This window comes from uncultured Phocaeicola sp. (genome assembly GCF_948499155.1).
GTDB lineage: Bacteria > Bacteroidota > Bacteroidia > Bacteroidales > Bacteroidaceae > Phocaeicola > Phocaeicola faecalis.
In genome coordinates this window covers 134,816-146,315 of record NZ_CAOOSE010000009.1, presented here as the reverse complement: position 1 = coordinate 146,315, position 11,500 = coordinate 134,816, and the positions used below count along the sequence as shown (strand labels likewise).

At 43.5% G+C, this 11,500-nt stretch carries 11 protein-coding genes; all 11 read left to right on the top strand.

Features of this window, described 5'->3' with window-relative positions; genetic code table 11:
• Positions 1-261: 261 nt before the first annotated feature.
• The 11 genes from QYT14_RS09235 to QYT14_RS09185 all read left to right on the top strand — a co-directional run bounded on the left by QYT14_RS09235 (position 262) and on the right by QYT14_RS09185 (position 11,474).
• Positions 262-1,611 (top strand): Na(+)-translocating NADH-quinone reductase subunit A, encoded by a 1,350-nt coding sequence (locus tag QYT14_RS09235; protein ID WP_237037812.1) that lies wholly within the window; start codon positions 262-264, stop codon positions 1,609-1,611.
• A gap of 28 nt (positions 1,612-1,639) precedes the next feature.
• Positions 1,640-2,848, top strand: coding sequence for an NADH:ubiquinone reductase (Na(+)-transporting) subunit B (locus QYT14_RS09230; protein WP_288324396.1), 1,209 nt, complete (start codon positions 1,640-1,642; stop codon positions 2,846-2,848).
• Positions 2,849-2,861: 13 nt separating this feature from the next.
• Complete coding sequence (locus QYT14_RS09225; protein WP_237037810.1) at positions 2,862-3,536, top strand: Na(+)-translocating NADH-quinone reductase subunit C; 675 nt, start codon at positions 2,862-2,864, stop codon at positions 3,534-3,536.
• 18 nt (positions 3,537-3,554) lie between these two features.
• Positions 3,555-4,193 (top strand): NADH:ubiquinone reductase (Na(+)-transporting) subunit D, encoded by a 639-nt coding sequence (locus QYT14_RS09220; protein WP_237037809.1) that lies wholly within the window; start codon positions 3,555-3,557, stop codon positions 4,191-4,193.
• A 24-nt stretch (positions 4,194-4,217) separates the two neighbouring features.
• On the top strand, positions 4,218-4,814 hold the full coding sequence (nqrE, locus tag QYT14_RS09215; protein WP_237037808.1) for an NADH:ubiquinone reductase (Na(+)-transporting) subunit E: 597 nt from the start codon (positions 4,218-4,220) through the stop codon (positions 4,812-4,814).
• An 18-nt stretch (positions 4,815-4,832) separates the two neighbouring features.
• On the top strand, positions 4,833-6,107 hold the full coding sequence (nqrF, locus tag QYT14_RS09210) for an NADH:ubiquinone reductase (Na(+)-transporting) subunit F (protein WP_237037807.1): 1,275 nt from the start codon (positions 4,833-4,835) through the stop codon (positions 6,105-6,107).
• 253 nt (positions 6,108-6,360) lie between these two features.
• Entirely contained in the window at positions 6,361-6,603 is a 243-nt protein-coding gene (locus QYT14_RS09205; RefSeq protein ID WP_288324397.1) for a hypothetical protein, read from the top strand.
• Between the two features lie 145 nt (positions 6,604-6,748).
• Positions 6,749-7,852 (top strand): BF3164 family lipoprotein, encoded by a 1,104-nt coding sequence (locus QYT14_RS09200; RefSeq protein WP_288324398.1) that lies wholly within the window; start codon positions 6,749-6,751, stop codon positions 7,850-7,852.
• Positions 7,853-7,854: 2 nt separating this feature from the next.
• Complete coding sequence (locus QYT14_RS09195) at positions 7,855-9,168, top strand: DEAD/DEAH box helicase (protein WP_288324399.1); 1,314 nt, start codon at positions 7,855-7,857, stop codon at positions 9,166-9,168.
• A 252-nt stretch (positions 9,169-9,420) separates the two neighbouring features.
• A complete protein-coding gene (gene serC / locus QYT14_RS09190; RefSeq protein ID WP_237037803.1) occupies positions 9,421-10,491 on the top strand; it encodes a 3-phosphoserine/phosphohydroxythreonine transaminase in 1,071 nt (356 codons plus the stop codon).
• A gap of 62 nt (positions 10,492-10,553) precedes the next feature.
• On the top strand, positions 10,554-11,474 hold the full coding sequence (locus QYT14_RS09185) for an NAD(P)-dependent oxidoreductase (RefSeq protein ID WP_288324400.1): 921 nt from the start codon (positions 10,554-10,556) through the stop codon (positions 11,472-11,474).
• The last annotated feature ends 26 nt before the right edge of the window (positions 11,475-11,500 follow it).

The following is an 11,500-nucleotide window of genomic DNA, read 5'->3' as shown; positions in this document are numbered from 1 at the left end:
TATGCATGAGCTCACACGTATATACGCATAAGCCCACACGTACGTACGCATGAGGGTACACGTACGTACGCATGAGGGTACACGTACGTACGTGTGTTTCGATGCTGCCTGCCTTCGTGTTTTGCATCTTTGCCGCCAATAATTACACAGGTTTATATTATTACGGATTTTTTTCCATAATAACCGCCAATTCTTTCTTTTTTCACATTTTTTTTCTGTACTTTTGCGCTCAAATTTAAAAACCATTTTTTATAACCCAATATGGCAAATGTGATTAAATTACACAAAGGCTTGAACATCAACCTGAAAGGTAAACCTGCTCAGGAGATTTTCGACGTGAAGCAGCCGGACATCTATGCATTGGTGCCCGATGATTTTCATGGCGTGACTCCTAAAGTCGTGGTGAAAGAACAGGAATATGTGATGGCCGGGGGAACATTGTTTGTAGACAAGAACCACCCCGAAGTAAAGTTCGTTTCTCCTGTTAGCGGTGTCGTGACATGCATTGAGAGAGGCGAACGCCGTAAAGTCCTTAGCATCTCCGTTGCAGCAGCAAAGGAGCAGGACTACGAAGAGTTTGGAAAAAAAGATGTCTCGACGATGACAGGCGAACAGGTAAAGGCTGCCCTGCTCGAAGCCGGACTCTTTTCATTCATCATTCAGCGTCCGTATGTTGTGGTTGCTGACCCGAATGCCAAGCCAAAAGGTATCTTCGTTTCTGCATTTGATACTAACCCGTTGGCTGCCGACTTCGAATTCGTTCTGAAAGGTCAGGAAAAAGACTTCCAGACAGGACTCGATGCTTTGGCTAAAATGGCGAAGACGTATCTGAATATCAGCGTAGAACAGAAAAGCCCTGCACTGACAAACGCAAAGAATGTGACTGTAACCGCTTTCGACGGCCCTAACCCTGCCGGAAACGTTGGCGTTCAGATTAACCACATCAGCCCTATCAACAAGGGCGAAACCGTTTGGACGCTTCGTGCAGAAGAGGTTATCTTCATCGGACGCTTGTTCAATACAGGTCGTGTAGACTTGACCCGCACCATTGCATTGACCGGCTCGGAAGTGAAGAAACCGGCCTACTGCAAGTTGAAAGTAGGAGCGTTGCTGACAGATATATTTGCAGGACGCGTAACCGAAGGTGCAAATTTACGCTACATTAACGGAAACGTGCTGACCGGTACACTCGTTAAACCGAACGGATACTTGAGCGCACGTGCTACAAGTCTTACTGTAATTCCCGAAGGTGATGACCAGCATGAATTCCTGGGATTCATCATGCCTCGTACCAACCAGTTCAGTGCAAACCGCAGTTATTTCAGCTGGTTGTGCGGCAACAAGGAATACACGCTGGATGCCCGTATCAAAGGCGGCGAACGCCACATGATTATGTCTGGCGAGTATGACAAAGTATTCCCGATGAGTATTTTCCCCGAATATTTAATTAAGGCTATCATTGCCGGCGATATTGACCGTATGGAAGCACTCGGTATTTACGAAGTGGCTCCCGAAGACTTTGCTGTATGCGAGTTTGTAGACTCTTCTAAATTGGAGCTGCAACGTATTGTGCGCCAAGGTCTGGACATGCTTCGCAAGGAAATGTGCTAAGTAATTAAAAACTAAGAATAAAAAGTTAATGAAAGCGTTAAGAAATTATCTCGACAAGATAAAGCCAAACTTTGAAGAGGGCGGCAAACTCCACGCATTTCGTTCGGTGTTCGACGGTTTCGAAACATTCTTGTTCGTTCCCAACAGCACCTCGAAAACAGGAGTTCACATCCATGATGCGATTGACAGCAAGCGTATCATGTCGATTGTGGTTATTGCGTTGATACCGGCATTGTTGTTCGGTATGTACAACGTAGGTTACCAGCACTTCTTGGCAGTGGGCCAGGAGGCAGGTCTCTTTGAAAAATTCATTTATGGTTTCTTGGCTGTATTGCCAAAGATTATCGTATCATACGTAGTCGGTCTGGGTATCGAATTTATGATAGCACAGTGGAAGAACGAAGAAATTCAGGAAGGTTTCCTGGTTTCAGGTCTTTTGATTCCGATGATTGTTCCGGTGGAATGTCCGTTGTGGATTCTGGCCGTTGCCACTGCATTTTCTGTAGTTTTCGCTAAAGAAGTATTCGGCGGTACAGGTATGAATATCTTCAATCCTGCATTGATTACCCGTGCTTTCTTGTTCTTCGCCTATCCTGCCAAAATGTCGGGTGATGCCGTTTGGGTAAGCACCAATAGCATTCTCGGTATCGGCGGCGGACAGGTGGTGGACGGCTTTACCGGTGCCACTATGCTGGGACAGGCTGCTACAGCCGCTCCGGGTGCAAGCGAACTGATTAATGTAAACGGCAGTCCTGCTACACTGTGGGATATGGTTGTAGGTTTGATTCCGGGTTCTATCGGCGAGACCAGCGTTATCGCTATCGCACTGGGTGCTATCATCCTGTTGTGGACAGGTGTGGCAAGTTGGAAGACCATGTTTTCAGTCTTCGCCGGTGGTATCGTGATGGGACTGATTTTCAATGTATTCGGTTCTACCGATAACATGATGGCTCAGTTGCCATGGTACGAACACATCGTATTGGGCGGTTTCTGCTTCGGTGCTGTGTTTATGGCTACCGACCCTGTAACCTCTGCACGTACGGAAAAAGGTAAGTTCATCTATGGTTTCTTAATCGGTGTGATGGCTATCGTTATCCGTGTATTGAATCCGGGTTACCCCGAAGGTATGATGCTTGCCATCCTGCTGATGAACATCTTCGCTCCGCTGATTGACTACTGTATCGTACAGAAGAACATTACAGCCCGCGAAAACAGATTAAAATCAACTAACAACTAAAATATCGGACATTATGAATACCAATAGTAATAGTTATACTATCATCTATGCTTCGATAATGGTTGTTGTCGTAGCATTCCTGCTGGCATTCGTTTCTTCTTCGCTGAAGGAAAAACAGTACCAGAATGTAGAACAGGACACAAAGAAACAAATTCTGGCTGCTCTGAACGTTTATGACGTAAAAGACGTGAATGCGGAATATGATAAATATGTGAAAGAAGACGATTTGATGCAGGCCGACGGTTCTTTAGTAAAGAACGATGCTGCTTTTCAAACTTCTTATAAAGGTGAAATCGCTAACGGACGCCTTCATGTGTTTGTTTGCGATGTGGATGGTCAGACCAAATATGTGCTTCCTATTTACGGTGCCGGACTTTGGGGCCCTATCTGGGGATATATTGCATTAGACCAAGATAAAGATACTGTGTATGGTGTTTACTTCTCACATGCCGGTGAAACTCCGGGTCTGGGTGCAGAAATCACCACTACTAAATTTCAGGACCAGTTCCTGGGCAAGCACGTAATGGAAAACGGTGCTGTGGCTTTGGGTGTTGAAAAACACGGCAAGGTGGCAAAACCCGACTATCAGGTAGACGGTATCTCAGGTGGTACTATCACTTCTAAGGGTGTAGATGCGATGATTAAGGATTGCCTGAGCATGTACAATTCATTTTTAACTAATAAATAAGAGGAGGAAAAATAGAATATGAGCGCATTATTTTCTAAAAAGAATAGAGAAGTTCTTTTCACTCCGCTGGGTTTGAACAACCCTGTAACCGTACAGGTGCTCGGTATCTGTTCTGCACTGGCTGTAACGGCTCAGTTGGAACCGGCTATCGTGATGGGTCTTTCTGTAACCATTATTACAGCCTTCTCAAACTTTGTTATCTCTTTGCTGCGTAACACCATTCCTAACCGTATCCGTATCATCGTGCAGTTGGTAGTGGTTGCCGCATTGGTAACTATCGTTAGTGAAGTTTTGAAAGCATTCGCATACGATGTAAGTGTACAGCTTTCTGTATATGTAGGTTTGATTATTACAAACTGTATCCTGATGGGACGTTTGGAAGCATTTGCAATGATGAACGGTCCTTGGGAGTCATTCCTGGATGGTATCGGTAACGGATTGGGCTATGCCAAAATCCTGATTATCGTGGCATTCTTCCGCGAACTGCTGGGCGCAGGCACACTGTTCGGTTTCCAGGTTATCCCGCAGGCTGTTTATGACTTGGGCTATCTGAACAACGGTCTGATGTTGATGCCTCCTATGGCGTTGATTATCTGTGCTTGTATCATTTGGTACCAACGTGCAAAACACAAAGAATTGCAGGAAAGTAATAATTAATCCCCGTTATAAAACGAAAAGAATATGGAATATTTAAGTTTGTTTGTAAAGTCCATCTTTGTGGACAATATGATTTTCGCATACTTCCTGGGGATGTGTTCTTACCTGGCAGTATCGAAGAACGTAAAGACAGCCGTAGGTCTGGGTGCAGCCGTTACTTTCGTGTTGATTGTAACTTTGCCGGTGAACTATCTGCTGGAAAACTATGTATTGGCGCCCAATGCGTTGATTGATGGAGTAGACCTCGGTTTCTTGAGCTTTATCCTGTTTATCGCCGTTATTGCCGCTATCGTACAGTTGGTGGAAATGATTGTAGAACGTTTCAGCCCCTCACTTTATGCATCATTAGGTATCTTCCTTCCGTTGATTGCTGTAAACTGTGCCATCATGGGTGCCTCTTTGTTTATGCAGCAACGTCACTTCATCAATGTGGGTGAAGCTACGACTTACGCTTTAGGCTCAGGTATCGGTTGGGCGTTGGCTATCATCGGCCTGGCTGCTATTCGCGAAAAGATGGCTTACTCTGATGTTCCCGCTCCTCTGAAAGGTTTGGGTATCACTTTTATCACGGTAGGTTTGATGGCAATGGCATTTATGTGTTTCTCTGGTTTGAAAATCTAAAAGGAAAGGAATAAGACAATGGATATGAATTTAATATTAGCAAGTATTGGAGTATTCCTTGGAATTATTATTCTGCTTGTTGTGATTTTGCTTGTTGCCAAAGGATATTTGACTCCGAGCGGCAAGGTGAAACTGACTATCAATGGAGAGAAAGAACTGGAAGTGGAACAAGGTTCGACCTTGCTGAACACGCTGTCTGTTAACGGCATTTACCTGTCATCGGCTTGTGGTGGTAAGGGTTCTTGCGGTCAATGTAAATGTCAGGTTGTAGAAGGAGGTGGCGAAATCCTTCCTTCTGAAAAGGGACATTTCAGCCGTAAACAACAACAGGACCACTGGCGTCTGGGTTGCCAGGTGAAAGTGAAAGGTGACTTGGGCATCAAGATTGATGAGTCTGTAATGGGTGTGAAGGAATGGGAATGTGAAGTAATCAGCAACAAGAACGTGGCTACTTTCATCAAAGAGTTCATCGTAGCTCTGCCGAAGGGCGAACACATGGACTTCGTTCCGGGTTCATACGCTCAGATTAAGATTCCTAAATTTGAAATGGACTATAACAAGGATATCGACAAAGACCTTATCGGTCCGGAATATCTGCCCGCGTGGGAAAAATTCGGTCTGTTCGGCTTGAAATGTAAGAATACGGAAGACACTATCCGTGCTTACTCTATGGCCAACTATCCTGCTGAGGGTGACCGTATCATGCTGACAGTGCGTATCGCTACTCCTCCGTTCAAGCCGAAAGATCAAGGTCCCGGCTTCATGGATGTAAATCCGGGTATCGCTTCATCTTACATTTTCACGCTGAAACCGGGTGACAAGGTAATCATGAGTGGTCCTTACGGAGACTTCCATCCGATTTTCGACTCGAAGAAGGAAATGATTTGGGTCGGCGGTGGTGCAGGTATGGCTCCGTTGCGTGCACAGATTATGCACATGACCAAGACACTGCATACTACAGACCGCGAACTGCACTATTTCTATGGTGCACGTGCGCTGAACGAAGTGTTCTATCTGCCGGACTTCCAGCAGTTGGAAAAAGACTTCCCGAACTTCCACTTCCATCTGGCTTTGGACCGTCCGGATCCTGCAGCCGATGCAGCAGGCGTGAAGTATACTCCGGGATTCGTTCACAATGTGATGTATGAAACTTACCTGAAGGATCATGAAGCTCCTGAAGATATCGAATACTACATGTGTGGTCCCGGCCCGATGTCTAACGCAGTCGTTAAGATGCTGGATAGTCTGGGTGTTGAGCCTGCTTCCATCATGTATGATAACTTCGGAGGATAATGTTCAGACTCCGTAAAGGAGTAAAAAGATAATCTAAAAAGAGATAGCAAGTTGCTTAATATATAGCGACTTGCTATTTTTTTTATAATGAATGTTCACTTACAGGATGCAATACGGAATCCTTCCGCTGTTACTCTTATCCATCGGAGCATCATCATCACGAGCCTGATGAAGGGGAAAGAATAAAATCCGGCATTATATCCGTGATTACAAATAAAATATTTATCTTTGCCTTACGAAGGGAAAATACAATATGGGCAATTGGAATGAACAACAAGAAATAAAGAGAGAATTCAAGGAAAAAGATAAAATAAGGCGTGAAACGCTCGGAAAGTTTTTCTTTGATTTGGCAAAACTGGCGTTTGCAGGTCTCTTTGTCAGTTGGATTACACCTTTATCGGCTAATGTGAACAATAATGTAGCGTGGTCTGTTTTAGTTGGAGGTGTAGCTTTTACTATAGTATTTGCCATGATTGGAAATAAAATTTTAAAATAGGAGGTCTTTATGGATATGCTTGCTATGACCTATATAATAGGGAGTGTTATTGGAGTCGTTTTTTTGCTATGGCTTTATACTAAGTCCGGTAAGAAGTGGCTGGAGAATCTGTAAGTCCCATTCCAAACCCTATATCTATTATATTATGAAACAAGTATTTATCTGTTCTATTCTTTGTTTAAGCTTGGCAGCTTGCGGCGGAAAAAAGAACAATGCGGCAGAACCTCAGGAAACACCTGCTGCCGACAGTATTGTGGAAGAAAAGATAGTAGCACTTCCTCCGTTGGAAGAAGGCGAAGTCTTTCTGAAAGACAAGGAACCTTTCGGTGAAGTGGTGGAACTGCAGGGAACCCATATAGTGGAACCGGATACGTTTATTTTTAAACCTACTTCTCCAAATATGGTGATAAAGGACAGTCTGATGATTATGCAAAGCCGGAATGCACCGTTCTATATATTCCGTTACCCTGAGTTTACTTACATAAAAACCGTCGGAAGGAGTGGTAACGGACCGGATGAGTTTATTGCACCTTATGTGATAGCTTCACTCAATCCTGACTATTTGTGCTATTTGTTCGAACGGCCTAAAGGAATGCTTTACGGACTTGACGAAAAGTTGGAAATACATCCGATACAAAAGATACATAACTCAAAGTCTATGTGGGACTATATTGAGCATATCTATGCTGCCGGCAAGAGTAGCTTCGTCTATCCTAAAGGACGAAAAATATATCGGGTTACTTTAGAGGACGATTCCGTCAGAACGGAAGAAATAAGGAACATAACCTTGAAACAAGCAAAAAAGATGCCGGCCACCGGTTGCCTCGGCATTAACCCGGTGCGTAACCGAATGGTTTATGCATATAAATATGCCAAGATTATAAAGTTCATGGACTTGGACAGTAATGCGGAGCGTACCCTCAACTTTGAGCAATCCGGTTTTGACGAAGGAACGCTGCACATTACTGATGGTTTGGATGCTAATGTAACATATTATATGCAGGTACTTCCCACTCGCGACTATGTATATATCACATATTCGGGAAGAACCCCTTATGTAGTGGCGGCAGAAAACAACAAAGGAAAGCATTATATGTATATTGAGAAATACGACTGGAATGGGAATCCTGTCAAAAAGTATAAGTTGAATGACTTTAGCGTATATACGGTTCTTGATGAAAAAACGAACCGTTTGGTGCTGTCTACTTATTATAATGACGACCCGCTGGTGGTTTATCAATTGGATTAATTATGATTAAGAATATACTGACAAATTTAAAGATTGAGCAGCTTAATGCAATGCAGGAAGCAGCTATAGATACTTGGAAAGAAGGAAAAGATTTAATCCTCTTGTCGCCTACAGGCTCCGGCAAGACTTTGGCCTATCTGTTGCCCTTGTTGCAGAGCTTGAAGCCTGACGTGAAAGGCGTACAGGCCATAGTGCTTGTCCCTTCCCGCGAACTGGCTTTGCAGATAGACCAGGTGTTCAAATCCATGAATACCCCTTTTAAGGCTGTGAGTTGCTATGGCGGACGCCCTGCCATGGAAGAGCACCGCACCATCAAGGGAGTACAGCCTTCCGTCATTATCGGTACTCCGGGGCGTATGAACGACCACCTTTCGAAGCAAAATATTGATGCGGAAACAGTAACTACATTAGTCATTGATGAATTTGATAAATGTCTGGAATTTGGCTTTCAAGAGGAAATGGCTACCGTTATCGGGCAGTTGCCCCATTTGGAGCGACGTTTCTTGCTTTCGGCTACCGATGCAGAGGAGATTCCTCAATTTACGGGCCTGAATAAAACGATTAAGCTGAATTTCTTGAATGCCGAAGAACAAACAGTGCAGCGCCTGCATCTGTATAAAGTGCTGTCTCCCGGAAAAGATAAACTGGAAACATTGTATAAATTGCTGTGCACATTGGGCAGCCGCTCTACATTAGTGTTTTGCAATCATCGTGAAAGCGTGGAGCGGGTAGGGAAGTATCTTCAATCCAAGAAGTTCCAATGCGGTATTTTTCATGGCGGTATGGAACAGGACGACCGTGAACGCTCATTGTATAAATTCCGTAACGGCAGTTGCCATGTCTTGATTTCCACCGATCTTGCCGCTCGCGGACTGGACATTCCCGAGATAGAAAATGTGGTTCATTATCATCTCCCGGCCAATGAAGACGGATACATTCATCGCAACGGCCGAACAGCCCGCTGGGAAGCGGAGGGAAATTCTTATATCATACTTCATCAGGAAGAAACGCTCCCTGAATACCTGAAGGGAGCCCCGGAAGAGTTTGTCTTGCCCGAAGTCACCCCCAAACCGTCGTTGCCCGAATTTGTGACTATCTATATAGGAAAAGGCAAAAAAGATAAAATCAATAAGATAGATATTGTAGGGTTTCTCTTTAAAAAAGGTAATCTGAATAAGGATGAAATCGGGCGCATTGATGTGAAAGACCATTATTCATTTGCCGCTGTATCTCGCAAAAAGATAAAACAAATACTTAATTTGATACAGAATGAGAAAATAAAGGGTGTGAAAACACTGATAGAAGAAGCTAAATAGTGTCATTCTGTCATTTTACTCCTTCTAATACTGGACGGATAATTCCAAAAGATTATTTTTATATGCTTTAAATCATTGTTTGTGGAGGTATAGGTTACAAAATGAAAGCATTGAAAAATAGATTCAGCTAATTTGAAAGAAAATTATGTGGAAAATCGTAATTTTATTAGCGTTTTTTTTGGAAAGCTGAAAATAATGTGTAAATTCGCAAATGTAAGACATAACAAATTGTATAACCAAAACAAACTTCAAATGAAAAAGCATAATTTCAATGCGGGACCATCTATCTTGCCTCGCGAGGTTATAGAGAAAACAGCTCAAGCTATTTTGGATTTTAATGGCTCCGGGCTTTCTTTAATGGAAATCAGCCATCGCGCTAAAGATTTTCAGCCTGTGGTGGACGAAGCAGTCGCTTTGTTCAAGGAACTGTTAAACATTCCTGAAGGGTATTCGGTACTGTTCTTGGGTGGTGGAGCCAGCTTGGAATTTTGTATGGTGCCTTTCAATTTCCTCGAAAAGAAAGCTGCTTATCTGAATACCGGTGTTTGGGCAAAGAAAGCAATGAAGGAAGCGAAAGCGTTTGGTGAAGTGGTAGAAGTGGCTTCTTCTGCCGAAGCAACCTATACATATATTCCGAAAGATTATACTGTTCCCGCTGATGCGGATTACTTCCATATCACAACCAATAATACAATTTATGGTACGGAGCTTCATGAAGATTTGGATTCTCCGGTTCCTATGATTGCCGATATGTCATCTGATATTTTCTCTCGTCCGATTGATGTTTCTAAATATATTTGTATTTACGGTGGTGCACAAAAGAATCTGGCTCCTGCCGGTGTTACTTTCGTTATTGTGAAGAATGATGCTTTGGGCAAGGTGTCACGCTATATTCCTACCATGCTGAACTATCAGACTCATGTGGATGGAGGTTCTATGTTCAATACACCTCCTGTTCTTCCTATTTATGCAGCATTGCAGACTTTGCGCTGGATTAAGGCTAACGGTGGAGTGGCGGAAATGCAGAAACGCGCCAAAGAGAAAGCAGAAATGCTCTATGCGGAAATTGACCGTAACAAGTTGTTCCGTGGTACAGTGACGGATAAGGCAGACCGCTCTTACATGAACATTTGCTTTGTTATGAACGACGAATACAAGGATTTGGAAGCAGACTTCCTGAAGTTTGCAACCGAAAAAGGTATGGTAGGTATTAAAGGTCACCGTTCTGTGGGCGGTTTCCGTGCATCTTGTTATAATGCTATGCCGAAAGAAAGTGTTCAGGCTTTGATAGATTGCATGCAGGAATTCGAGAAACTTCATTAATTGATTTATAAGAATAAGGGCGTGCTGTGAGTACGTCCTTATTTATTAATACAAATAAGACCATGAAAGTATTAGTAGCAACAGATAAACCGTTTGCTAAAATTGCAGTAGACGGTATTCGCAAAGAGATAGAAGCAGCAGGTTATGAACTGGCATTATTGGAAAAATATGGTGAGAAGGCAAAATTGCTGGAAGCTGTGAAAGATGCTGATGCCATTATTATCCGTAGTGATATAATCGATGCTGAAGTATTGGACGCTGCCAAAAAATTGAAGATTGTGGTGCGTGCCGGTGCAGGTTATGACAACGTGGATTTGGAAGCTGCTACGGCCCACAATGTATGTGTCATGAATACTCCGGGACAGAATTCCAATGCTGTGGCTGAACTGGCTTTCGGACTGATGGTAATGGCTATCCGCAATATGTATAATGGTGCTTCGGGTACTGAATTGAAAGGCAAGAAACTGGGTATCCATGCATACGGTAACGTGGGACGGAATGTGGCTCGTATTGCCAAAGGCTTTGGAATGGATATCTATGCATACGATGCCTATTGCCCGAAAGAGGTCATTGAAGCAGACGGAGTGAAGGCGGTTGCATCTACCGAGGAACTGTATGCTACTTGCAATATCGTGTCTTTACATATTCCGGCTACTCCTGAAACAAAAAATTCTATCAATTATGACTTGGTAAACAGAATGCCTAAAAACGGTCTGTTGGTCAATACCGCACGTAAAGAGGTTATTAATGAAGCCGACTTGCTGCGTCTGATGAATGACCGTCCCGATTTGGAGTATGTTACTGACATTATGCCTGTACATCATGCCGAGTTTGCCGACCATTTCCCGGGCCGTTACTTCTCTACACCGAAGAAAATGGGTGCTCAAACTGCCGAAGCCAATATAAATGCCGGTATTGCGGCTGCCAAGCAGATTGTGGGCTTCCTGAAAGATGGCTGCGAAAAGTTCCGCGTAAACAAATAAGCATTTATAACTCATAAATCTAATAT